The 22,371-nt window shown below is 69.2% G+C and carries 20 protein-coding genes; 14 read left to right on the top strand and 6 right to left on the bottom strand.

The genetic code is table 11. The features are described from left to right. Positions 1-289: 289 nt before the first annotated feature. Both ACT535_RS24650 and ACT535_RS24645 read right to left on the bottom strand, forming a co-directional pair. On the bottom strand, positions 290-2,836 hold the full coding sequence (locus ACT535_RS24650) for an AsmA family protein (RefSeq protein WP_476366378.1): 2,547 nt from the start codon (positions 2,834-2,836) through the stop codon (positions 290-292). A gap of 100 nt (positions 2,837-2,936) precedes the next feature. After that, complete coding sequence (locus tag ACT535_RS24645; protein WP_476366377.1) at positions 2,937-3,878, bottom strand: LysR family transcriptional regulator; 942 nt, start codon at positions 3,876-3,878, stop codon at positions 2,937-2,939. Between the two features lie 132 nt (positions 3,879-4,010). Between ACT535_RS24645 and ACT535_RS24640 the strand changes: the two genes are divergently transcribed. The 9 genes from ACT535_RS24640 (at position 4,011) to ACT535_RS24600 (ending at position 11,480) form a co-directional block, all read left to right on the top strand. Beyond that, on the top strand, positions 4,011-5,117 hold the full coding sequence (locus tag ACT535_RS24640; RefSeq protein ID WP_476366376.1) for an ABC transporter ATP-binding protein: 1,107 nt from the start codon (positions 4,011-4,013) through the stop codon (positions 5,115-5,117). Between the two features lie 2 nt (positions 5,118-5,119). After that, on the top strand, positions 5,120-6,166 hold the full coding sequence (locus ACT535_RS24635; RefSeq protein WP_476366375.1) for an ABC transporter substrate-binding protein: 1,047 nt from the start codon (positions 5,120-5,122) through the stop codon (positions 6,164-6,166). A 2-nt stretch (positions 6,167-6,168) separates the two neighbouring features. Continuing rightward, positions 6,169-7,026 (top strand): ABC transporter permease, encoded by an 858-nt coding sequence (locus tag ACT535_RS24630; protein WP_476366374.1) that lies wholly within the window; start codon positions 6,169-6,171, stop codon positions 7,024-7,026. 9 nt (positions 7,027-7,035) lie between these two features. After that, positions 7,036-7,839 carry an ABC transporter permease gene (locus ACT535_RS24625; RefSeq protein WP_476366373.1) on the top strand — a complete coding sequence of 268 codons (804 nt, stop codon included), beginning with the start codon at positions 7,036-7,038 and terminating at the stop codon, positions 7,837-7,839. A 13-nt stretch (positions 7,840-7,852) separates the two neighbouring features. Continuing rightward, on the top strand, positions 7,853-8,731 hold the full coding sequence (gene uraD / locus ACT535_RS24620) for a 2-oxo-4-hydroxy-4-carboxy-5-ureidoimidazoline decarboxylase (protein ID WP_476366372.1): 879 nt from the start codon (positions 7,853-7,855) through the stop codon (positions 8,729-8,731). Between the two features lie 85 nt (positions 8,732-8,816). Continuing rightward, positions 8,817-9,281: a hypothetical protein gene (locus ACT535_RS24615; RefSeq protein WP_476366371.1), complete on the top strand. Its 465-nt coding sequence runs from the start codon at positions 8,817-8,819 to the stop codon at positions 9,279-9,281. A 31-nt stretch (positions 9,282-9,312) separates the two neighbouring features. Further along, positions 9,313-9,633, top strand: coding sequence for a hypothetical protein (locus ACT535_RS24610; RefSeq protein WP_476366370.1), 321 nt, complete (start codon positions 9,313-9,315; stop codon positions 9,631-9,633). A gap of 72 nt (positions 9,634-9,705) precedes the next feature. After that, positions 9,706-10,995, top strand: coding sequence for an SDR family oxidoreductase (locus ACT535_RS24605; RefSeq protein WP_476366369.1), 1,290 nt, complete (start codon positions 9,706-9,708; stop codon positions 10,993-10,995). After that, complete coding sequence (locus ACT535_RS24600; RefSeq protein WP_476366368.1) at positions 10,995-11,480, top strand: DUF2269 family protein; 486 nt, start codon at positions 10,995-10,997, stop codon at positions 11,478-11,480. Before ACT535_RS24605 ends, ACT535_RS24600 begins: the two co-directional genes overlap by 1 nt. Before the next feature lie 3 nt (positions 11,481-11,483). Here ACT535_RS24600 and ACT535_RS24595 read toward each other — a convergent pair whose 3' ends face one another. Together ACT535_RS24595 and mtnC are read right to left on the bottom strand one after the other, a co-directional pair. Continuing rightward, entirely contained in the window at positions 11,484-11,813 is a 330-nt protein-coding gene (locus ACT535_RS24595) for a 2Fe-2S iron-sulfur cluster-binding protein (protein ID WP_476366367.1), read from the bottom strand. 35 nt (positions 11,814-11,848) lie between these two features. Beyond that, positions 11,849-12,526 carry an acireductone synthase gene (gene mtnC, locus ACT535_RS24590; RefSeq protein WP_476366366.1) on the bottom strand — a complete coding sequence of 226 codons (678 nt, stop codon included), beginning with the start codon at positions 12,524-12,526 and terminating at the stop codon, positions 11,849-11,851. A gap of 266 nt (positions 12,527-12,792) precedes the next feature. On the opposite strand from mtnC, the gene ACT535_RS24585 reads away from it, so the two are divergent. The 4 genes from ACT535_RS24585 (at position 12,793) to ACT535_RS24570 (ending at position 17,114) form a co-directional block, all read left to right on the top strand. After that, positions 12,793-13,812, top strand: a complete 1,020-nt coding sequence (locus ACT535_RS24585; protein ID WP_476366365.1) for an ABC transporter permease — start codon at positions 12,793-12,795, stop codon at positions 13,810-13,812. Further along, a complete protein-coding gene (locus ACT535_RS24580; RefSeq protein WP_476366364.1) occupies positions 13,806-14,606 on the top strand; it encodes an ABC transporter ATP-binding protein in 801 nt (266 codons plus the stop codon). Before ACT535_RS24585 ends, ACT535_RS24580 begins: the two co-directional genes overlap by 7 nt. 47 nt (positions 14,607-14,653) lie before the next feature. Continuing rightward, positions 14,654-15,772 carry an ABC transporter substrate-binding protein gene (locus tag ACT535_RS24575; protein ID WP_476366363.1) on the top strand — a complete coding sequence of 373 codons (1,119 nt, stop codon included), beginning with the start codon at positions 14,654-14,656 and terminating at the stop codon, positions 15,770-15,772. Between the two features lie 88 nt (positions 15,773-15,860). Beyond that, the gene (locus ACT535_RS24570; RefSeq protein WP_476366362.1) at positions 15,861-17,114 is read left to right on the top strand and encodes a lytic murein transglycosylase; all 1,254 of its coding nucleotides are present in this window, start codon (positions 15,861-15,863) and stop codon (positions 17,112-17,114) included. A 3-nt stretch (positions 17,115-17,117) separates the two neighbouring features. Here ACT535_RS24570 and ACT535_RS24565 read toward each other — a convergent pair whose 3' ends face one another. Continuing rightward, positions 17,118-18,389 (bottom strand): MFS transporter, encoded by a 1,272-nt coding sequence (locus ACT535_RS24565; RefSeq protein ID WP_476366361.1) that lies wholly within the window; start codon positions 18,387-18,389, stop codon positions 17,118-17,120. A 287-nt stretch (positions 18,390-18,676) separates the two neighbouring features. Further along, on the bottom strand, positions 18,677-19,369 hold the full coding sequence (locus ACT535_RS24560; protein WP_168462515.1) for a helix-turn-helix domain-containing protein: 693 nt from the start codon (positions 19,367-19,369) through the stop codon (positions 18,677-18,679). A gap of 246 nt (positions 19,370-19,615) precedes the next feature. Here ACT535_RS24560 and ACT535_RS24555 point away from each other — a divergent pair, with 246 nt between their 5' ends. Continuing rightward, positions 19,616-22,369 carry a nitrate/nitrite transporter gene (locus ACT535_RS24555; RefSeq protein ID WP_476366360.1) on the top strand — a complete coding sequence of 918 codons (2,754 nt, stop codon included), beginning with the start codon at positions 19,616-19,618 and terminating at the stop codon, positions 22,367-22,369. The last annotated feature ends 2 nt before the right edge of the window (positions 22,370-22,371 follow it).

Here is a 22,371-nt window from a genome sequence, read left to right as displayed (position 1 = left end):
CGCACCGCATCCAGCAGCCCCTGCCGCACGCCACGAGACAGCGCATTCACCGGCGCGTGGTCGATGTGAACCACCGCAACAGGTCCGTGGCGGGTGGTCGTCACGGGAAGGTTTCCGGCATGCGGGGGCGCGCCGCGCGGGGCCGCGGGCGGGTGGTCGGTCATGGGGTGCTCCAGAGGCATGGCGTGGGATGGCCGCAGCGTCGCGGCGGCGGCAATTCAAAGACTAATCGATCGAACTATTATTTCCAAGTCATCGCAACGCTAGGTCGTCGCGAGCGGCTGGCCCGTCACTCGCAGCCGTAGCGGCCATGGGGCTCGTTGCCGGCGGAAGCCATCGCGATGGAGGGGCTGCTGAGCGCGCCCTTCACGGTGAAGCTGTGGCCGGGCGGACCATCGGGCGCCGTGATCGGACGCGGTGCCACGCGCAGGTCGATGCGGTTGCGCACAAGGTCGACCGTGCCGCGGGCGAGGGCCTGCACATGCTCGGTGTTCACCACGATCACCGGATTGGTGCGGCCCACGCCCTTGTGGAACTGGAGGGGCACCTTGGCACAGCGCAGCACGCTTTCGCCCTTCTGCACCGAGGAGGTGAAGATGCCGGCGAGGATGCCCACGCCGGCGAGGTCCAGAAGCCCGGTGCCGATGCGGCCGCGGCCGACGCGCCCGGTGAGGGTGCCGCCGAGGGTGGCGATCGGATTGTCCGCATCCATCCGGGTGGTGAGATCGAAGACGACGCTCAGCGTGCCGGACACCGAGATGGGCGCGCCGCGCCCGAACAGGGTTGCCAGCGGCCAGCCCGTCCCCGACCCCTTGGTGCGCAGCACGGAGCGCCCTTCGCTCGCCATGACGGCGGAGATGACGCCCCCGCGATAGCCGATGCGCAGCGGGTCCACGCGCAGGGTGCCGTTGTTCACCACGAGACGGGCCTTGACGCCGGTGGCGCTGTCGCCGCCGCCCTGCAGGCGCGTGGCGGAAATGGCCACATCCGCGTCCGTCGTGCCGATCAGGTCGATCTGGCTTCCGCCTTCCGGCTCCCGACTGCCGATCACCTTGACCGCCTTGCGCCGCCGCTGGCCTTCCGGACGCATGAAGGCGAGAAGCTCGTCGGCATAGACCAGCGGCGAGGTGATGCTGCCCTTCACCACCGACCGGCCTCCGGGCGCGGCGAGACTGGAGAGGGTGCCGTCGATGCGGGTGCGGCCGATATCGGTGCGCCCCTCCATGGTCAGCGCATCGGTGGTGCCGCTCAGGCGGCCCTCGAACGTCACCTGCCCGCGGAAATCGGAGGTGTCGCCGAAGGCGGCGGCGAAGGCGGAATAGTTGGGAACCTTGAGGCGCGCGTCCACCTGGGTGGTCACCGCGACGCCGGGCTTGCCGAGGTCGTCGAGCACGAGCGCGAGGCTCGCCGAAATCAGGTCGCTACCCTCGATGCGCGCGGCGAAGGAATCCACCCCGAGCCCGGCCCCGGCATCCGATATGGAGAGGCTGCCGACGATGCGGCCGAGCTTGTCCTGGGCCTCGGGCGGCAGCGCGAAAACGCTGGCCACCGGGATATCGACTCCGCCCGCAAGCTCCACGCCGCGGAAGGCGAGAATGTCGTCTACATTGCCCTGCAGCCGGGCAATGGGCCGGTCGGCCGGGCCGGCGATCACGGAGATGCCACGGAACGCCACATGCCCCTCGGCATCGCGCGTCACCGAGCGCACGTTGATGGGGCCGATCTCCCGCAGGCTCTGGTCGAACGCATTGGTGGAGATGAGGACCTCGTCCAGCATCATGCCATCGGCGCGGCTGCGGAAGTCGCCCGTCAGGCGGGTCACCACGATCTCGCGCACGGAGACCGCGGCAGGGGCTGCGGTTTCGAGATCGGCAACCACCTTCAGGTCGGCTCCGGCGAGGGTCGCGAGATCGTCCGCCTGGCCGGTGACGGAGATGTGCTCCCCGTCCGCGAGCGTGAGGCCGAGGTCGAGATCGTGGAAGCTCAACCGGTCCGGCTCGGCTTTGAGACGCGCGCTCACCTTGCCGGTGCCGTCGATGGACGGCGCGATGCCGGCGAGGGTCAGCCCCTTGGCGAGGCTTTTGGCATCGGCCTCGAGCTTCATCACCAAACCGTGGTCGAACCGCCTTGTCGGCGCGCGCACGTCAAGGCGCGCCGAAAGGCCGGGGGCATCGGGCCCGCCGGCGGTGGCAAGGGTGATCTGCGCGCCATAGGGGCGCTCCCGCTCTCCCTTTTCCACCTCGAGGTCGAAGGCGAAACCGAGGGTGAGGGGCTGGCCGTTCAGTGCGGCGTCGGCGACAAGTACGTTACGCCCCGCCTCGGCCGCGCTCCTGAGATCCTTCACCTTCAGCTCGAACAGCCAGCCGTTCATGGTGTCGGTGAAGCGGACCACGGTGTCGCGGATCGCGAGGTGCGGCAGCAGGGACAGCACGTAGATGGGGGATTCGAGCAGCGATCCGGGGCTGGCCGCCGCGCCGCTGTCGAGCGGCACGTCGAAGTCGCCGCCCTCCACCGCGAGGCTGTAGCGCAGCCCATCGCTCACCAGTTCGGCATAGGGCGGGATGGCGACGCGGAGATGCGCGGTGCGGGCATTGGCGCCGTCGGCGCCGTGCGCCTCCACGTCGTCCATTTTGACGGCCGCGCGGGGCCACAGGGTGACGGCCACCGCCCCGCGCACGCTCACCGGCTCGCCCCACAGATGGGTCAGCGCCTGCTCCGCGAGCGAGCGGCGCAGCCCTTCCGCCTGCGGCAGGTTTACTGCGAGCGCCAGCGCGAGGACCGCGGCGCAGGCCAGCGCCAGCAGGACCGCCATTGCCCGCAGCGCGAAGCGCACCATTCCCCCCTCCGCCTTGCCCGACCGGCAGCGACGCAACCGCCCCGTGTCAACATAGCGATCGCGGCACCATCCGACAGGCGAATTTTGCCGCAACCCCGGCTCAATCCGATCCGCCGCCGGCACGGCGGACATCGTCGATCATCCGGCCGGTGAGGCGCTCCAGCGCCTCCGCCACGATGCGGCCGACCCGTGTCAGGGGCTTGCGCCCGTCGATGGCGATGGAGACCATCTGCGGCTCGGCGCCCTTGTCCCGCACCGGGCGGAAGACCAGCGTGCCGGCGATCAGTTCCGGGGCGGCGTCCAGCTCCGAGGTGAAGGCCACATAGCCCTTCTCGCGGGCGAGGATCTTCACCAGCTGGAGCGAATTGGTCTCCAGCGTCTTGCGCTCCTGCGTGAACAGCCAGCCGTGCCGTGCCTCCAGATAGCGGCGGATCATCAGGGCGCGGCTCTGGAGCACGATGGGATGGGCCACCGCCTCCTGCAGGCTGATTGAGCCGCGCCGCGCCAGCGGATGGTCCGGCGCGATGACGCAGCCGAAGGGCAGCTCCGCCGACCACAGCACATGGATGTCGCGCCGGGGCGAAAGATTGAAGATGGCGGCGATGTCCGCGTCCCCGGCCATGAGGGCGGCGACGGCGGCGTCCGTGCTCGCCACCTCCACGTCCAGCGAGATGCGCGGATGGCGGGCGTCGAGGTCGGCGATGAGGGCGGGCAGGATGCCGTTGACGTGGCTGTCCATGGCCACCACCCGCACATGGCCCTGATCCACCCCCTGAAGCTGGCGCAGCTCGGCGGCGGTGCGCCGTTCGTCCGCCATCCAGCGGCGCGCGAGGGTGACGAGGGCGTCCCCGGCAGGGGTGAGGCGCATGCCCTTCGCCACCCGCTCGAACAGGGGTACGCCCAGCGTCTCCTCCAGCTGCAGCACCTGCCGGTTGATGGCCGAGGCGGCGACGTTGAGATCCTTCGCGGCGCGCTGGATGGAGCCGGAGCGCGCCACCTGCTCGGCATAGCGCAGGGCGGCGGGAACGAGGGATGCCGGCACCACTGCCTCCATACGCATTTTGCGTATGGAAAAGTATCAAATCTGCGATGGACGGCAATGGGCGCCGGGGCGACTATCTTCAGCGCGGGGGCGATGGGGCGCCCGATCCGATGCACCCTTGAGGCTTTCACCATGAGCCAGTCCGCCGGGCACGCGCTGACGCTGAGGGGCATTTCCCACGCGTTCGGGCAGGTGGTGGCCGCCAATGCCATCGATCTCGATATACGCCCCGGCGAACTCGTCTCGCTGCTCGGCCCATCGGGCTGCGGCAAGACCACCCTGCTCAAGATCATCGCCGGCTTCCTGCGCCAGACCTCCGGCGACGTTCTCGTGGATGGCGCCTCCATCTCCCATCTGCCCACCAACCGGCGGCGCATCGGCATCGTGTTCCAGAACTATGCCCTGTTCCCGCACATGAGCGTCGCGCAGAACATCGCCTACGGCCCCATCGCCGCCGGCCGGCCGAAGGCCGAGACCGATGCCGTCGTCAGCGAGATGCTGGACGTGGTGCAGATGGCCGCCTTCCGCGACCGCCTCCCGCGCGAACTCTCAGGCGGCCAGCAGCAGCGCGTGGCCCTTGCCCGCTGCCTCGCCATAAGGCCGAAGATCCTGCTGCTGGACGAGCCGTTCAGCGCCCTCGACAAGAATCTGCGCCTCGACATGCAGATCGAGATCAAGCGCCTCCAGCGTCAGTCGGGCATCACCACTGTCATGGTGACCCATGACCAGGAGGAGGCGCTCGGCATGTCCGACCGCATTGCCGTGCTCTCGCGCGGCAACCTCGAGCAGTTCGCCCCGCCCTCCGATATCTACGATCGGCCGGCCTCGCTCTTCGTGAACACCTTCGTCGGCACCGCCAACCTGCTCAAGGCCACGGTGGCCGGCACCTCGGCCACGGGCGCGGCGGTGCGGCTCGCCGATGGCATGGTCATCGAGACCGGACGCGAGACGGCGCTGCCCGTGGGCGCGGCCGTTCTCGTCGCGGTGCGGCCCGAGGGCATGCGCGTGAGCGCCACCGGTGGCCCGGGGGCGCTCGGCGCCGAGATCACCGCCGTCATGCCCATCGGCCCCGCCCTCATCTACGAGGTGGCGCTCGTCGACGGCTCGTCGGTGAAGGTGGTGCAGGAGCGCGCGGCGGATGCCCCGCTGGCTGGCCCGGTCTTCCTCCACCTCAAGCCAAATCGCATCACCGGCCTGTTCCCGGACCATTCGGGCGACACCCACAAGAAGGGGAATTGAGCATGACGTTCGAAATGTCCCGGCGAGGGTTCCTCGCCTCCGCGACGGCGGCCGCCGGCCTCGCCCTCACCCCGCGCGGCGCCTTCGCCGCGGACGAGCTGGTGGCCGCCACCTTCGGCGGCACCTGGGCCAATGTGCAGAAGCAGATCCTGGCGCCCTATTTCGTCAAGCGCACCGGAGCGAGCGTGGTGCAGTCGCCCATGCTGGCCACCGAGCAGATCGCCAAGCTCACCGCCGCCAAGGGCAACCAGCCGCCCTTCGACGTGGCCATGCTGGACGAAGGCCCGGCGCTGGAAGCCATCGATGCCGGCCTCATCGCCAAATACGACCCGGCCAAGTCGCCCAACTTCACGGCGCTGAACCCGAAGTTCCAGGGCGCGTTCGGCCCCGCCATCACCATGCAGGCCATCGGCATCGCCTATAACCCCAAGACGGTGAAGACCCCGCCCACCTCCTGGGAGGACCTCTGGAAGCCGGAATACAAGGGCCGGGTGGGCATCACCTCGCTGGCCTCCACCCTCGGTCTCGCCTTCCTGCTCGACATCAACCGCCTCGCCGGCGGCACCGAGGCGAACATGGAGCCCGGCTTCAAGAAGCTGAAGACGCTGCTGCCGAACCTTGCCGCGGTCTCCGCCAATTTCGGCGCGCACGGCGCGCTGTTCCAGCAGGGCGAGATCGACATCGGCGTGCAGAACTTCAATTTCGCCGAGGAGCTGAAGGCCAAGGGCGTGCCCATCGAGTTCGTCCGCGTCAGCACCGGCACGCCGGCCTGGAAGACCACCATGCACATCGTCGCCGGCGCGCTGAAGCCGGAGCTGGCCTATGCCTATGTGGACAGCCAGATCTCGCCCGAGGTGCAGGGCGAGATGCAGAAGTCGCCCTGGAACGTGATCCCGACCTCCAGCAAGGTGCCCTATGCGGGCCTCGTCGCCCAGCAGATCGCCTCAAGCCCGGCCGACCTCGACAAGATGGTGTTCTTCGACTGGGCCAAGGTGAACCAGAACCGCGCCGCCTGGACCCAGCAGTTCAACCGCGACATCCGGGTGTGACCATGGCGGGCGCCCTCGATCCAAAACCCAGGGACTGGGCGCTCGCACTGCCGCTTGCGGCCTTCTTCGCCCTGTTTTTCGTCGCGCCGCTCGGCCTGCTCGTCGCCATCAGCTTCGAGACCGAGCGGCAGATGACCGGCACGCTGGGCCTCGGCCAGTACGCCGCCTTCCTCACCGACGGGCTGAACCTCGCGGTGCTGCGCGACACGCTGCTGGTGGGGGCCAAGGCGACCCTCCTCTGCCTCCTGTTCGGCTATCCGCTGGCCTGGCTCTCGACGCGGGTCGCGGCCCGTTGGCAGGCCGTGCTGATCTTCCTCGTGGTGCTGCCCATCGTCACCAGCGTGGTGGTGCGCACCTTCGCCTGGATCGTCATCCTCGGCCGCCACGGCATCGTCAACGAGGCGATCCTGGCGCTGGGCCTGTCGGCGCAGCCGCTCAAGCTGCTATTCAGCGAGACCGGCGTCGTGATCGTGCTGGCGCAGGTGCAGATGCCGCTCATGGTGCTGCCCCTCATCACCACGCTCCAGCGCATCGATCCCAATCTGGAAAGCGCCTCGCAGGCGCTGGGGGCGGGGGCCTGGCGCACCTTCTTCAAGGTCACGCTGCCCTTGTCGCTGCCCGGCATCATCGCCGGAACGATCCTCACCTACACCGCCTGCGTGACGGCCTTCGTCACCCAGTCGCTCATCGGCGGCTCGCGGCTGCTCTTCATGCCCATGATGATCTTCCAGCAGGCCATGGATTTGCAGAACTGGCCCTTCGCCGCCGCCGTCTCGGTCATCTTCATGATTTCCGTGCTGCTCATCGTCGCCATGCTGGTGGCGCTCTCGCGCAGCCGCGCGGCCCGGCTCTACAGCTAGGAGGACGCCATGCTCCGCGACTGGCAGACCCTCTCCTTCAACGCCGTGTTCGGCCTCCTCTCCCTCATCTCGGTCATCGTGCTGGCGGGGCCGACGCTGGTCATCCTGATCCTCTCCTTCACCGGGGAGGAGGCGCTGCACTTCCCGCCCGCCAGCTATTCGCTGCGCTGGTATGCGGCGCTCATCGACGCCAACGAATTGCAGGCCGCCCTGTGGGTGAGCCTGAAGGTCGCCGTCATCAGCGTCACCGCCTGCGTGGTGCTGGGGGTGGCCGCCGCCCTCGGCATCGCCCGCAGCAGCGGCCCGGTCGCGCGGGGACTGGAGACGCTGTTCCTGTCGCCGCTCATCCTGCCGGCGCTGGCCTTCGGCTTCGCGGCGCTGATGCTGTTTTCGATCTTGGGGATGCGGCCCTCGACGCTGACGTTGGCCATCGGCCATATCGTGGTGTGCGTGCCCTTCGTGCTGCGCACCACGCTGGCGAGCCTCGCCCAGCTCGATCCGGCTTTGCTCGACGCCTCGCGCAGCCTCGGCGCCTCGCGCCTGCACACCTTCCGGACGGTGACGCTGCCGCTCATCAGCCCCGGCGTCGCCTCCGGCGCCTTCATCGCCTTCATGGCCTCGTTCGACAACGTGCCGGTGTCGCTGTTTCTCCAGGATGCCCGCACGCAGGTGCTGCCCATCTATCTCTGGGACATCATCCAGAACCAGCTCGACAGCCGGGCCGCCTCCGCCTGCGGCGTCATCATCATCGCCACCGTGCTGATGATGGTGCTGATGGAGCGCGTCGCCGGCTTCTCACGCTTCATGAAATGACCGGGAGAGAGACATGACCGGCCACCTCCTGAGCCTCGACGCCCTCAACGCCATGTCCGCGCCGGACTTCGCCGCCGCCCTCGGCCCGGTGTTCGAGAATGCCCCCTGGGTGGCGCAGGGCACCGCCGCCGCCCGCCCCTTCGCCACTCTCACGGCTTTGCACAGGGCCATGCTCGCCGGCATCGAGGCGCTGCCCGCCCCGGCGCTGGCGGATTTCCTCAACGGCCATCCCCGCCTCTCCCCCGAGACCCTGCGGCGCGGCACCACGGCGGAATCCACTGCCGAGCAGACCGCCCTCGGCCTCGATGCGCTCGACGCCGAGATCAGCGCGCGGCTGGACCGGCTCAACGCCGCCTATGAGGCGCGCTTCGGCTATCCCTTCATCCTTGCCGTGCGCAAGGCCTCGCTGGAGACCCTGTTCGCCACCTTCGAGCGGCGGCTCGCGGCAAGCCCGGAGGCGGAGCGCACCGAGGCGCTGGCGGAGGTCGCGGCCATCTCCTGGATGCGGCTGCTCGACCGCGTGCGCGCCGCGCCCACGGGCAGCGTTTCCACCCATGTGCTCGACACGGTGCGCGCGGCGCCGGCCGGGGGCCTCGGCGTGGAGCTGTGGCGGCGGGAGAGCGACGGCGGCATGACGCGCCTCACCTCCTTCGTCACCAACGACGACGGCGCCTGCGACCACCATCTGCTCGGCAACGGCGACCTGGCCGCCGGCACCTACGAGTGGCGCTACGACACGCCCACCTATTTCGCCCGCCACGGCTATTCTACGACCGCCCGCGCCTATCTCGGCAAGGTGCGCGTGGCCTTCACCGTGTGGAATCCGGAGGAGCATTTCCACGTGCCGCTCCTGCTCTCGCCCGGCTCCTACACCACCTATCGCGGCAGCTGAGGACGATCTGGCGCGCAATGTGCTTCTGGGCTGGCAATGTCGATTTTTGTCGCATTTCCAATGACCAGCCCGACAGGAGCGTATTTTGCCGGCATTGCAGGAAACCCGCACCAGCGTGACACTGGCCCCCGCCAAGCCCACCGGGCTCGCCGACCTCGGCGTGCTGCCCGCCGATGGCCTCGCGGTGAAGAAGGGGCGCGTGCATGAATTCCCGCAATTGCTGGCGGACGGCACCATCGGCCGGCGCTTCCAGGACCTGAAGGTCATCGCCATCAAGACGGAGGAGGCCGGCGCGCCGCTGGTGCGGCTTGTCGTGCAGTTCGAGGTGTTCGGCGACAACACCGCCGCCGCCGAGGCCGGCCCCGGCTTCGAGGCGGTGCTGAAGGCGGGCGACGCGACGCTCGCCACCTTCACCTCCGGCAGCCTGTTCCTGCCCTTCGGCAATTTCTGGTACGCGAACCGCTTCGCCTTCGCGGTGCCCGTGGCGGATTTCGACGCGGCGGACAGGCTGGACTTCGTCGCCAAGGCAGAAGAGGTCCGGTCGCTCTGAGCGCTGAGGACTTCGCCATGAGCTTCCCGCAATGACCGACCCCGGCGTCCCCTATCCCTTCGTCCGGCGCGTGTCCCACCGCCTGCTCGGCGACATGCTGCGCATGACGCTGGGCGCGGCGCTGCACTACGACCTGACGCTGGAGGAGGGGCGCACCCTGTCGCGCGCCTTCACCGCCGTCGCCCACGACTGGCGGCGCACGGATTTCCTCTATCTCAGCCCCGTGGGCATGGATGGCGACTTCTCCGCCGCCGTCCATGCGGAGGGCGTGGACGTGGACACCGGCGGCGCGCCCCATCGCCTGAGTTGGGACGACGTGCGCGAACTCGCCGAACGCCTCGCGACGGAGTGAGGGTGGCGCGAGGCACTGGCGCTGCGGCAATGCCGCATGTCAGGTCCGGTGCCGGCATGGTAGTTCAGGACCATGCGGATCATCGTCCTTGGCGCCACCGGCCTCATCGGCTCCGCCGTACTGGCGCGGCTGGCGTCGGCGGGGCATCAGGTCGTCGGCCTTGCGCGGAACATCGGGACGGCGGCCCGCACCCTGCCACAGGCCCGCTTCGTGGCGCTCGACCTCGGCACCGCGACGCCCGAGCAGCTCGCGCGTGAGCTGGAGGGGGCGGACGCGGTGGTGAACGCCGCAGGCCTGCTTCAGGACGGGCCGGGCGAAAGCGTCGCGGGCGTGCATGTGGCCGGGATGGCGACGCTGATCGCGGCCTGCCGGCTCGCCGGTGTGCGGCGCGTGATCCATATCTCCGCCATCGGCGTCGATACGGGCGCGCCGTCCGATTTTTCCCGCACCAAGCAGGAGGGCGATGCGCTGCTGGCGGCGAGCGGGCTCGATCATGTCATCCTGCGCCCGTCCGTGGTGCTCGGCCGCAGGGCCTATGGCGGCAGCGCCATGTTCCGCGGGCTTGCCGCCTTGCCCGTCTTTCCGCTGTTTCCGGACACCGCCGACCTGCAGATCGTGCAGCTCGACGATGTGGCGGAGACGGTGGCCCATTTCGTCAGCCCAGACGCGCCGGCGGGCGTGGAGCTGGACCTCGCCGGGCCGGAACGGCTGCCCCTCAAAGCGGTGATCGCCACCTATCGCCGGTGGCTGGGCTTTGCGCCTGCGCGCACCGTCAGCGTCCCCGGCGGGATCGCCCATCTCATGTACCGCATCGGCGACGCGCTCGGCCGCCTCGGCTGGCGCCCGCCCCTACGCAGCACGGTGGCGCGCGAGATCGCCCGCGGCACCACCGGCGATCCCGGCCCGTGGATGGAGATGACCGGCATCCGCCCGAAATCCCTCGCCGATGCCCTCGCCGCCGAGCCGGCGGGCGTGCAGGAGCGCTGGTTCGCCGCCCTCTACGTGCTGAAACCGGCAATCTTCGTGGTGTTCGCCCTGTTCTGGACCGTCACCGGGCTTCTCTCCCTCGGCCCCGCCTATGATGCGGGCGTCGCGCTCCTGACGACGGCGGGCGCCGGCCCTCTCGCCGCTCCGCTGGCGTTCGGCGGCGCGCTGGCGGACCTCGCCATCGGCGTCGGGATCGCCGTGCGGCGGACCACACGCACGGCCCTGTGGGCCGCGCTCGGCGTCTCCCTGCTCTATGTGGTCGCCGGCACGGCGCTCCTGCCGTCCCTGTGGACCGATCCGCTCGGCCCGCTGGTGAAGATCGCGCCCGTGATGATGCTGAACCTCGTCGCCCTCGCCATCCTGAGGGACCGGTGATGGCCTATTTCGTCCTGAAGTTCCTGCATGTCATCGGCGCCACGGTGCTGCTCGGCACGGGGGCGGGCATCGCCTTCTTCATGGTGATGGTCCATGCCACCGGCCGTGCTGCGACGGTGGCGGCGGTGGCGCGCATCGTGGTCCTCGCGGATTTCCTCTTCACCGCCACCGCCGTGGTGCTGCAGCCCGTCACGGGGGCGCTGCTGGCGCAGACGGCCGGCTATCCGCTCACCGAAGGCTGGATCGTGCTCTCCATCGCCCTCTATCTCCTCACCGGAGCGTTCTGGCTGCCGGTGGTGGGGATGCAGATGCGCATGCGCACGCTCGCCGAAGCCGCCGCCGCGGCGGGCACAGCGCTGCCTGCCGCCTATCATCGCCTGTTCTGGACCTGGTTCGCCTTCGGCTGTCCCGCCTTCGCGGCGGTGCTCGGCATCTTCTGGCTGATGATCGCGCGCCCGGACCTGCCGGCCTTCACCCTCGGCTGACCGTCAGAAATCCCCGGCCTCCTCCGGCGCGATCACCACCACCATGCCGTCCAGCGCCGGTTCCAGCTTCAGCTGGCAGGCGAGGCGGGAGGCGAGGGTGCGGTTCTGGCTGGTGGCGAGCATACGGCTTTCGCCGGGGCTGATCGGAGGCGCCGTCACGCCCTCCGGCAGGGAGACGAAGACGTGGCAGGTGGCGCAGGCGCAGCCGCCGCCGCACTGGGCGGTGAGTTCCTCGATGCCGGCCTTGCGGATGGCCTTGAGCAGCGTCGCGCCGTCGCGGCCGGTCACGTCCTGCCGGTCGCCGCTGCGGGTTTCCACGGTGAAGCGGGGCATGGATCAGGCGTCCTTCGGCCGGCTCGTGGCTGGTCTCATGGCAGGATCAGGGACGCGAGGTCCGCCACCGCCGGATGCTTTCCGCCGTCGCCGCCGTCGCGCGCGATCCGCACCGTCGCGAGACCGGCGGACGCGGCGGCGTCGAGTTCGTCCATATTGCTGGACAGAACGAGAATCTGCGCCGGAGCGACGCCGATCTCCTGGGCGATGGCCTTGTAGGCCTCCTCCTCCAGCTTCTGGCCCATGCGGGTGTCGAAGAAGCCGTCGAGCAGCCCTGCCGCCTCCGAGCCGGCGGACGAGAGCCACAGCCTCTGCGCCAGTTCCGACGAGGAGGAGAAGGTGAAGAGCCGGAGCCCCTGCGCCTTCCAGGCGGCGAGGCTCGGCCCGGCATCGCCATGCACCTGCGCCATGAAGGCGCCCGCCGCATAGCCCTCCTGCCAGATGCGGCCCTGGATGATCTTGAGCGGCGTCGGATTGCGCCCCTGCTTCATCCAGCGCAGCAGCAGGGCCTCCGCCTCGCGGGGCGTGAGGGAGAAGCCGCCCATGAGCCGGCCGGCCTCGTCCAGCGCCGCCTCGATCTCCTCGTCCTCCTCGCCATGCTCGGCGATGAAGGCGCCGAGCCGTTCGCGCGCATGGGGCAGCAGCGTCTCGTCGAGGAAGGACAGGGGCCCGAGAACGCCCTCGATGTCCATCAGCACCGCTTCTATGGCCATGGATGCGCCTCTGCCTCTGCGGGCCGCCTGTGTCGGGAAGGCGCCAGAACCGGCCCCTCCGGACAAGGCAAGCACCGGCCGTGCCAGTCCCATCGGCCTGAACCGGCGCGCGCCTGCAGCACGACCGAGACAGGCGCAGATTGGCGCTTGACTCAATTTTTATAATTTCCATAAAATTACTAGATTGATTCAACTCCTAGCTTCCCGCGCACGGCTCTCGCGTGCGCCCCGTTCTTCCCGATCACAGCCGCAGGCGAGACCAACCGATGACAGATCAGCTGATCGAGACGCCCGCCATCGCCGGCGTTCCGCGCCGGCGCTCCCGCGATCACGCGGAGCGGGTGCCGCTCTGGCACACGGGGCTGGCGGCCGGCGTCGTCTGGCTCGGAGCCGCCGCCTATGCCGGGCTCGTGCCGGATGCGGACGACTTCGCCTATACGCGGGAGTTTGCCTTCGGCCTCGCCGGCATCGGCGGGCTCATTCTCCTCGCCGCGCTCGCTGGCCCGGTGGCGGGGCTGCGGCTGAAGGGACTGCGGCACTGGGGGCCGTGGCTTCTCGTGTTGCCCCTTGGCCTCATCGCCTGGGAGGCGGTGACGGCGAAGCTGGAACTGCTGCCGCGTCCTTTCTTCGTGCCGCCGCAGGCGCTGCTGGAAGTCTATCTCGATGATTGGCCGAAACTCGGCCTCAGCGTCGTCGCCTCCCTGAAACTCCTGGCCTGGGGCTATGCCATCGGCGCTGCCGTGGGTGTCACGCTCGGGGTCTCCATCGGCTGGTGGCGCATCGCCGGCTACTGGGCGCATCCGGTGCTGCGCTTCATCGGCCCGCTGCCGGCGACCGCCTGGCTGCCAGTGGCCTTCTTCCTGTTTCCCTCCTCCTGGAGCGCCAGCGTGTTCCTGCTCGCGCTCGCCACCGGCTTTCCCGTCACCATCCTCACCTGGTCGGGCATCGCCTCGGTCAACAAGGATTATTACGACATCGCTCGCACGCTCGGGGCCAGCCAGTGCTTCCTGGTGCTGAAAGTGGCCATTCCCGCCGCGCTGCCGCACGTGTTCGTCGGGCTCTTCATGGGCCTCGGCACCTCGTTCGCGGTGCTGGTGGTGGCCGAGATGCTGGGGGTGAAGGCGGGCCTCGGCTGGTACCTGCAATGGGCGCAGGGCTGGGCCGCCTATGCCAACATGTATGCGGCGCTGCTGGTGATGGCGCTGATGTGCTCCAGCCTCGTCACCCTGCTGTTCCGGCTGCGCGACCGGACCCTCGCCTGGCAGAAGGAGCTGGTGCGGTGGTGAGCGCGGCCCTCTCCCCCCTGCCCGCACCCGCGACCGCGCCGGGTCTGCGCCTCGACGTGGAGCATGTGAGCCACGCCTTCCAGCTGGAGGGCGCGCCGCTGCCCGTGCTGGACGATGTGAGCTTCTCCGCCGAGCCCGGCTCGTTCGTCGCGCTGCTCGGGCCCTCGGGCTGCGGCAAGTCCACTTTGCTGCGGCTCCTCGCCGGCCTCGACCAGCCGGTCTCCGGCCAGCTCGCGGTGGACGGAACATCCATCACCGCGCCCGACCCCTCCCGCATCCTCGTCTTCCAGGACCCGACCCTCTATCCGTGGCGCACGGTGGAGGCCAACGTCTCTCTGGGACTGGAGGCGCGCGGCCTCCTCAAGGCGCAGCGACGGCGGGTGGGCGAAGCGCTGTCCCTCGTCGGCCTCGCTGGCTTCGCCAGCGCCTATCCGCGCCAGCTCTCCGGCGGCATGGCCCAGCGCGTGGCGCTCGCCCGCGCGCTGGTGAACGAGCCGCGCCTGCTGCTGCTCGACGAGCCCCTGGGCAAGCTCGACAGCCTGACGCGCATCACCATGCAGGGCGAGATCCTGAAGCTGTGGCAGGACGCCCGCTTCACCGCGCTCCTCGTCACCCACGATGTGGAGGAGGCGCTGTTCCTCGCCGAGCGGGTGATCGTCTTCTCCGAGCGGCCGGCCCGCATCAAGGCCGACGTGACGGTGGATGTGCCCTATCCGCGCCATCGCGGCGACCCGCGCCTCGCCGAATTGCGCCACCACCTGCTCGGCCTCCTCGGCCTCGACGCCACCTGGTGAGCCCTTTGCCCGAACCCCATTCATCAGCCCGATTTCAGGAGTCCGCCATGACCGACGATACGCAGACAAACGGCCGTGATGCCCCCCGCGCCACCTCCCGCCGCAACCTGTTGCGCTACGGCCTCGCCGCAGGAGCCGCCACCATCGCCGGGGCCGCCGGCGGGCGGGTGCTCGCGGCCAACCTGATGCGCCCGCCGGCGAGCAGCGTGCCCGATTTCCCGCTCTGCCTCACCGCCGCGGAGGGCGCAGCCCCCGCCGGTCCGCTGCGGCCGCTCAAGCTCGCGTGGAATGCCAGCGCCATCTGCACTGCCGCCGCCCCCGTGGCGAAGGAGACGGGCATCTTCGCGCGCCACGGCCTCGATGTGGACTTCGTCAATTTCGGCAGCTCCACCGAGCAGCTTCTGGAAGCCATCGCCACCGGCAAGGCCGATGCCGGCATCGGCATGGCGCTGCGCTGGCTGAAGCCGCTGGAACAGGGTTTCGACGTGAAGATCACCGCCGGCGTCCATGGCGGCTGCCTGCGCCTGCTCGGCGATGCCAGCGCCGGCGTCACCAAGGTGTCGGACCTCAAGGGCAAGACCATCGCCATCTCCGACCAGGCTTCGCCCGGCAAGAACTTCTTCTCCATCTACCTCGCCGAACATGGCGTCGACCCGTTCAAGGACGTGGAGTGGCGCCAGTATCCGCTGGAGGCGCTGCCCCTCGCCATCGACAAGGGCGAGGCGCAGGCTTTGGCAGATGCCGATCCGCGCACCTGGATCTGGATCAAGGACTCCAAGGGCAAGCTCACGGAGCTCGCCACCAACCTCTCGGAGAAGTACGTCGATCGCGCCTGCTGCATCATCGGCGTGCGCGGCAGCCTGATCCGCGACGAGCGGCCCGTCGCCACCGCCCTCACCCGGGCCATCCTGGAAGGCGCGCACAAGGTGGGCGCCGACCCGGAACTCGCCGCCCGCACCTTCTCCGGCTATGGCGGCAAGGGCTCCATCGACGACCTCGTGGCCATGCTGAACAGCCAGGACCACCACCACGCGCCGGTGGGCGCCGACCTCAAGACCCAGCTCGCGGCCTACACGGACGAACTGAAGCTGGTGCAGGTCATCAAGCCCGCCACCAACTCGCAGCGCTTCGCCGAGAAGATCTATGCGGACGTGCTGACCGTCTGAGGGCGGCACATCGGGACCAAGAGGGCGCCGCCCGCTTTGGCGGCTGCGGCGGGCCATGTTACCCTCCGGCGCAGCCCTCCCCCGATCCATGAGCCGTCCCTTGCCTGCCGGTTACCGTTGCCTCCTCGCCGGGCTGATCGCCTGGACCCTGGCCCTCACCTTCGCCGCTTCCGCGCCAGCGCAGGCGGCGGATGCCGCCTTCACGCGGTTCATCGCATCCCTGTGGCCGGAAGCGCAGGCGGCCGGCGTCTCGCGCGCCACGTTCGAGCGGGAGACGGCCGGCCTCGAGCCCGACTACAAGCTGCCCGACCTCGCCTTGCCCGGCCGCCCCTCGACGGGTGCCGGCGGACAGGCCGAGTTCGTGCAGGTGCCGGCGGCCTATGTGAAGGAGGCCACCATCGCCCGCCTCGCCGCCGAGGGGCAGCGGCTGATGCAGAAGTACAAGGCACCCCTCGACCGCATCGAGGCCATGTTCGGCGTTCCCGCGCCCGTGGTGCTGGCCATCTGGGGCCGCGAGACGGATTTCGGCCGCTACACCTCGCCCCACGACGCGCTCAAGGTGCTGGCGACGCAGGCCTATGCCGGCCGCCGCAAGGACCAGTACCGCACCGAGTTCATCCTCGCCCTCAAGATGCTGAACGATGGCGACGTGAGCCGGAAGGATTTCCGTGCCTCCTGGGCCGGGGCGACCGGCCTCACCCAGTTCCTGCCCTCCGATTACGTGAAGCACGGCGTCGATCTCGACGGCACCGGCCATGCGGACATCTGGCATTCCGTGCCGGACGCCCTCGCCTCCGCCGCCAAGCAATTGGCCGACAAGGGGTGGCAGCCGGGCGTGCGCTGGGCCTACGAGGTCTTGGCGCCGGTGAATGCCGACTGCACCATGGGCGTGCCGGAGTTCAAGCAGCCCATCGGCGAGTGGATCCGCGCCCGCTACGCCCCCGTCCGCCGCCTCTCCGCCACCGAGGTGGCGCAGCCCGCCTCGCTGCTGCAGCCGGAAGGCACCTACGGCCCGGCCTTCCTCACCACGGCGAACTACTTCGTCATCAAGCAGTATAATTTCTCGGACCTCTACGTGCTGTTCGTCGGCCACCTCTCCGACCGCATGACCGACCCCTCACCCTTCCGCACGCCGTGGTCGGCCTCCTCCCAGCTCAAGACGAAATCGGTGGAGGCCATGCAGAAGCACCTGGCGCAGCTGGGGCTCTATTCCGACAAGATCGACGGCAAGGCGGGCATGCAGACCCGCGCGGCGCTCGGCGCCTACCAGAAGTCTGCCGGGCTCAAGGTGGACTGCTGGCCAAGCGAGGCAGTGCTCAACGCCATGAACGCCGGCCGCTGAGGCTCAGGGGATCGCGCGGTCCTCGTCCGGCCGGTGGAAGGCAAGGACGAGGACCACGGACGAGAGCGCCAGCACCGCCATCAAGCCGAACCCGTCGGCGAACGAGCCGCGCAGGGACAGCACGAAGCCGGTGATGACGGGGGCGACGAAGCCGGCCAGTGCGAAGCAGAAGTCCATGATGCCGAGCGCGGTGGCCGCCTTCTCCGGCACGATGTCCACGTTCACCGCGAAATACGCCGCATTCGCGCCCATGGAGGCGGCGACCGCCAGCGAGATGCAGGCGATGGCCACCGGCAGGCTGGCGCTGAACGCCACCGGCACCACGGCGAGCGCCGCCACCAGTTGGGTCCCGGCGATGAGATAGGAGCGCGAGACGCGCAGCCGCCCGGTCGTCTTCAGCAGGTGATCCGACCAGCGCCCCAGCGCCCACAGCGCCACGGCGGCACAGAGCCACGGCAGCACGGTGAAGGCGCCCACGGCGGCAAGGTTCAGCCCGTAGGATTGCTGCAGATAGCTCGGCAGCCACGCCATGAAGAAGAACAGGAAATAGCCGAAGACGAAGAAGGCCCAGTAGTTCACCAGCAGCGTGCGGTTGGTGAGCAGCACCCGCACCTCGCTCATGCGCGGCCAGCGGCGGACCGGCGCAGCCTCTTGATTCTGGCCCGCGCGGATGAAGGCCAGCTCCTGCGCATTCACGTGGCGCGACTGGGCCGGGTCGTCGCGGAACAGGACGTACCAGAGCGGCACCCACAGCAGCGACACCACGAACAGCACGGCGAAGGTGCCGCGCCAGTCCAGCGCCGCCAGAAGCTGCGTCACGATCGGCCCGCCGCAGGCAAGCGCCACGGGCACTGCCACGAGGGCATAGGAGAGCGCGCTCGCCTGCCGGGCCGGCGGCAGCCAGCGCTCCACCGCGCCGGTGACCGCGGAGAAGTTCGGCCCCTCCGCCATGCCCAGCAGCGTGCGGGCGAGATAGAGGGTGAGGAAGCCGGAGGCGAGGCCGGTGAGGCCGATGGACAGGCTCCACAGCACCGCCGCGACGGCGAGCACGATGCGCGCGCCATAGCGATCCACGGCAAAGCCGCCGATCAGCGTGGTCACCGCGTAGCCGAGGCCGAACGCGCCGAGAATGGTGCCGGCAGCGGCCTTGGAGAGCCCCAGCTGCTGCTCCATGGCCGGGATGGCATAGGAAATGGCGGCGCGGTCGATGTAGTTCACCACCGTGATGGCGAACAGAAGGAAGATCACCACCCTGTGAAACCGCGTCGCCGCCATGGATCGCCCCCCTGCCGCGCGCTGTGAATCACCGGCCGGGCGCACCATGGCCAAGCTGGGCGGTCTTAATCAAGAGCCAAGCACGACCAGCGCGGACTTCGCTTCGCAGACCAGCGCCATCCATTCCCGCCGTCGCCCTCCGGCTTGAGCGGAGGGCCCATGTCTCCGCCGGGACAAACGGCCGGATGGGTGCTCCGGTCGAGCCGGAGCACGACGGCGGTGAGGCCACGGGGCCGCCGGCGCGAAGCGCCGGGCGCGAGGCGGAAGGATGCCTGCGCTGGCAGCTTTCACTCCGGCCCGTCGATGAGCGGATCGGGCCGCGCGAAGGCGGCCAGCGCGGAGCGATCGGCGAGGGTGATGACGGCGCCGCGACTCGTCACGCCGTGGGTCTTCAGCACGGCGAAGGCGCGGGAGAGGTTCTCCGGCGTCATGCCCAGGAGCGAGGACAGCACCCTTTTCTCGAACGGCAAGGTGATCCGCCCCGCCCCTTCCGCGTCGGCGCGCTGGAGCAGCCAGTTGGCAAGGCGCTCGGCCCCCGTGCGCAGCTTCTGGCCCTTCACCTCCTTCACCGCCCGGCGATAGCCGCGGGCAAGCTCGGTGACGACGGCGCGGGTGAAGGCCGGGTCGGTGCCCAGCGCATCGCGCACCTTCTCGGCCGGGATCATCAGCACCTGCGATTTCTTGAGGGTGCGGGCAGACTGGAGATAGATGCGCGCGTTGAGCACGGCGGCGAGGATGAAGGTGCCCACCGGCTCGACAATGCTCATGGTGGTCTCGCGCTCGCCGGAGGTGGCGAAAAGCTCCACCTGCCCTTCCACCACCACGTGCAGGAAGTCCGCCTCGTCGCTCTCGTTGATGAGCGTCACACCCGGCGGGAACCGCTGGAGAAAGGCCGTGCGCACCAGCTCCGCGAAGGTCTCCTCGCGGGCGTCGGCGAACAGCGGCAGGCTTCGGATCACGGCGGCGTCGTCGGGCCTCATGCGCACCTCTTATCGTCACCCCAACCAAGCCATCGCGCACGGATTGACAAATGTCAATCGCAACATCAAAACTTGTAAAACATAGAGCATAATAAAGACATTTACCTCCGACTCATCCAGTAAGTACCTCCTGTTTTCTGATGACCGCAGTCTATTACTGATACAGATCAAAGAAGCCACGGCGCCCCCGCCGCAGGTTTGCGACGCGCGGCCCGGCCGCGACTTTGCAACTGGCGGGTTGAAGCCATGCACACCCCTCTCGAGGCGAGCCAAAGCGACCAAAGGCGAGCCCTTTCCATGAGCACCCTCGCCTTCACCGTGTGCTTCGCGGTGTGGACGATCTTCTCCATCATCGGCATCCGCATAAGGCAGGATCTCGGCCTCACGGACACCGAGTTCGGCCTGCTCATCGGCACGCCCATCCTCACCGGCTCGCTCATCCGCGTGGCGCTGGGCGTGTGGGCGGATGTGTATGGCGGGCGCGTGGTATTCGCCCTCACCATGCTGGCAGCCGCGCTCGCCACCTTCCTCCTCACCTATGCCGCGACCTACCCGCAGTTCCTGCTGGCGGCACTCGGTGTCGGCATCGCCGGCGGCTCCTTCTCGGTGGGCGTCGCCTATGTCTCGCGCTGGTATCCCGCGGGCAAGCAGGGCACCGCGCTCGGCATCTTCGGCGCCGGCAACGTGGGCGCGGCCGTCACCAAGTTCCTCGCCCCCTTCGTGCTGGTCGCCTTCGGCTGGCAGATGGTCGCGCAGGTGTGGGCCGCCGCCCTCGTGGTGATGGCCGTGCTCTTCTTCGTCACCACCAAGGATGATCCGGTGCTGGTGGAGCGCCGCCGCCTCGGCATCAAGCCGAAGAGCGCGTGGCTGGAGCTGGAGCCGCTGAAGAACGTCCAGGTGTGGCGCTTCTCGCTCTATTATTTCTTCGTCTTCGGCGCCTTCGTCGCACTGGCGCTGTGGCTGCCCCAGTATCTCGTCAAGGTCTACGGCCTCGACATCAAGCAGGCCGGCATGTTCGCCGCCGCCTTCTCCGTGCCGGCGAGCCTGTTCCGCGCCTATGGCGGGCATCTCTCCGACGTCTACGGCGCGCGGCGGGTGATGTACTGGACCTTCCTCGTCTCCGTCCTCGCCACCTTCGTGCTGTCCTACCCGCCCACGGACTATGTGGTGCGCGGCATCAACGGGCCGATCACCTTCCACATGGAGATGGGCGTCGCCGGCTTCACCGTCACGGTGTTCGTGCTCGGCTTCTTCATGGCGCTGGGCAAGGCCGCGGTCTACAAGCACATCCCGGTCTATTACCCCAACAATGTGGGCGCCGTGGGCGGCCTGGTGGGGATGATCGGCGGCCTTGGCGGCTTCGTGCTGCCGCTTGCCTTCGGCGTGCTCAATGACCTCACCGGCCTGTGGACCAGCTGCTTCATGCTGCTGTTCGTCATCGCGGTCGGCGCGCTCGCCTGGATGCACCTCGCCATCCGCCACATGGAGAAGGAAGCCTCCGCCCCCGCTCTGGCCACCCTGCCCGAACTGCCGGAAATGCAGGGCATGCCCGTCCCCGCGCTTCCCGCCCGCAAGGCCGGCGCGGTGCTGACCGACTGGCGGCCCGAGGACAAGACGTTCTGGGCCTCCACCGGCCGCGCCATCGCCCGGCGCAATCTGTGGCTCTCCATCCCGGCGCTGCTCCTGTCCTTCGCCATCTGGCAGGTGTGGTCGGTGGTGGTGGCGAAGCTGCCGCTGGTGGGCTTCAAGTTCACCACCGACCAGCTCTTCTGGCTCGCCGCGCTCCCCGGCCTCACCGGCGCGACGCTGCGCATCTTCTACTCCTTCATGGTGCCGATCTTCGGCGGGCGGCTCTGGACGACGCTCACCACCTGGTCGCTCATCATCCCCGCGCTCGGCATCGGCTATGCGGTGCAGAACCCGGACACGCCCTACATCGTCCTGCTCATCCTCGCGCTGCTGTGCGGCTTCGGCGGCGGCAACTTCGCCTCCTCCATGGCCAACATCTCCTTCTTCTTCCCCAAGGCGGAGAAGGGCAACGCGCTGGCGCTGAATGCCGGCCTCGGCAATCTCGGGGTCAGCGTGGTGCAGTTCGTGGTGCCGCTGGTCATCACCATGGGCCTGTTCGGCAAGTTCGGCGGTGATCCGGCGATGGTGAAGGCTGCGGCGGGTCCGGCGCCTATGTGGCTGCAGAATGCCGGCTTCGTCTTCGTGCCCTTCATCGTCCTCTCGGCCTTCGGCGCATGGTTCGGCATGAACGACATCGCCGACGCCAAGGCCTCGTTCCGCGAGCAGTCGGTGATCTTCCAGCGCAAGCACAACTGGATCATGTGCTGGCTCTACACGGGCACGTTCGGCTCCTTCATCGGCTATTCCGCCGGCTTTCCGCTGCTCACCAACATCCTCTTCCCCGAGGTGAACGCGCTCTCCTACGCCTTCCTCGGCCCGCTCGTCGGCGCAATCGCCCGCTCCGGCACCGGCTGGCTCGCGGACCGCTACGGCGGCGGGCGGGTGACGCTCTTCGTCTTCGTGCTGATGATGGCGGGCGTGTCGGGCGTGCTGTGGGCTATCGGCATGCGGGCGGAGCCCTGGGCCTTCTCGGCCTTCTTCGCGGCCTTCCTCGTGCTGTTCTTCGCCACCGGCGTCGGCAACGCCTCCACCTTCCAGATGATCCCCGCGATCATGGCCAAGGAGATGGACCGCCTGATGCCCGCCGCCGACGCGGAGGCGCGCCGGAAGCAGGCGGAGAAGGAGGCGGCGGCCATCACCGGCTTCACCTCGGCGATTGCCGCCTTCGGGGCCTTCTTCATCCCCAAGGGCTACGGCACCTCCATCGCCCTCACCGGAGGGCCGGAGGCGGCGCTCTGGGCCTTCCTCGGCTTCTATGTGAGCTGCCTGCTCATCACCTGGGCCGTCTACACCCGCAAGGGCGGCCTCCTCCACGACATCGAGCGCGGGATCGCCCCGCGCGCCACCCCCCGTCCGGCTGCGGCCGCGTAACG

Source organism: Xanthobacter sp. DMC12 (assembly GCF_056314105.1).
This window is presented reverse-complemented; position numbering and strand designations above follow the sequence as displayed.

What these genes read in the sequence shown, in the direction of transcription:
- ACT535_RS24570 (WP_476366362.1), top strand. Translation starts at nt 15,861, where the DNA reads ATGAGCCGTCCCTTGCCTGCCGGTTACCGTTGCCTCCTCGCCGGGCTG.
- mtnC (WP_476366366.1), bottom strand. Translation starts at nt 12,526, where the DNA reads ATGGCCATAGAAGCGGTGCTGATGGACATCGAGGGCGTTCTCGGGCCC.
- ACT535_RS24650 (WP_476366378.1), bottom strand. Translation starts at nt 2,836, where the DNA reads ATGGTGCGCTTCGCGCTGCGGGCAATGGCGGTCCTGCTGGCGCTGGCC.
- ACT535_RS24555 (WP_476366360.1), top strand. Translation starts at nt 19,616, where the DNA reads ATGCACACCCCTCTCGAGGCGAGCCAAAGCGACCAAAGGCGAGCCCTT.
- ACT535_RS24600 (WP_476366368.1), top strand. Translation starts at nt 10,995, where the DNA reads ATGGCCTATTTCGTCCTGAAGTTCCTGCATGTCATCGGCGCCACGGTG.
- ACT535_RS24565 (WP_476366361.1), bottom strand. Translation starts at nt 18,389, where the DNA reads ATGGCGGCGACGCGGTTTCACAGGGTGGTGATCTTCCTTCTGTTCGCC.
- ACT535_RS24585 (WP_476366365.1), top strand. Translation starts at nt 12,793, where the DNA reads ATGACAGATCAGCTGATCGAGACGCCCGCCATCGCCGGCGTTCCGCGC.
- ACT535_RS24560 (WP_168462515.1), bottom strand. Translation starts at nt 19,369, where the DNA reads ATGAGGCCCGACGACGCCGCCGTGATCCGAAGCCTGCCGCTGTTCGCC.
- ACT535_RS24605 (WP_476366369.1), top strand. Translation starts at nt 9,706, where the DNA reads ATGCGGATCATCGTCCTTGGCGCCACCGGCCTCATCGGCTCCGCCGTA.
- ACT535_RS24610 (WP_476366370.1), top strand. Translation starts at nt 9,313, where the DNA reads ATGACCGACCCCGGCGTCCCCTATCCCTTCGTCCGGCGCGTGTCCCAC.
- ACT535_RS24575 (WP_476366363.1), top strand. Translation starts at nt 14,654, where the DNA reads ATGACCGACGATACGCAGACAAACGGCCGTGATGCCCCCCGCGCCACC.
- ACT535_RS24635 (WP_476366375.1), top strand. Translation starts at nt 5,120, where the DNA reads ATGACGTTCGAAATGTCCCGGCGAGGGTTCCTCGCCTCCGCGACGGCG.
- ACT535_RS24640 (WP_476366376.1), top strand. Translation starts at nt 4,011, where the DNA reads ATGAGCCAGTCCGCCGGGCACGCGCTGACGCTGAGGGGCATTTCCCAC.
- ACT535_RS24630 (WP_476366374.1), top strand. Translation starts at nt 6,169, where the DNA reads ATGGCGGGCGCCCTCGATCCAAAACCCAGGGACTGGGCGCTCGCACTG.
- uraD (WP_476366372.1), top strand. Translation starts at nt 7,853, where the DNA reads ATGACCGGCCACCTCCTGAGCCTCGACGCCCTCAACGCCATGTCCGCG.
- ACT535_RS24595 (WP_476366367.1), bottom strand. Translation starts at nt 11,813, where the DNA reads ATGCCCCGCTTCACCGTGGAAACCCGCAGCGGCGACCGGCAGGACGTG.
- ACT535_RS24625 (WP_476366373.1), top strand. Translation starts at nt 7,036, where the DNA reads ATGCTCCGCGACTGGCAGACCCTCTCCTTCAACGCCGTGTTCGGCCTC.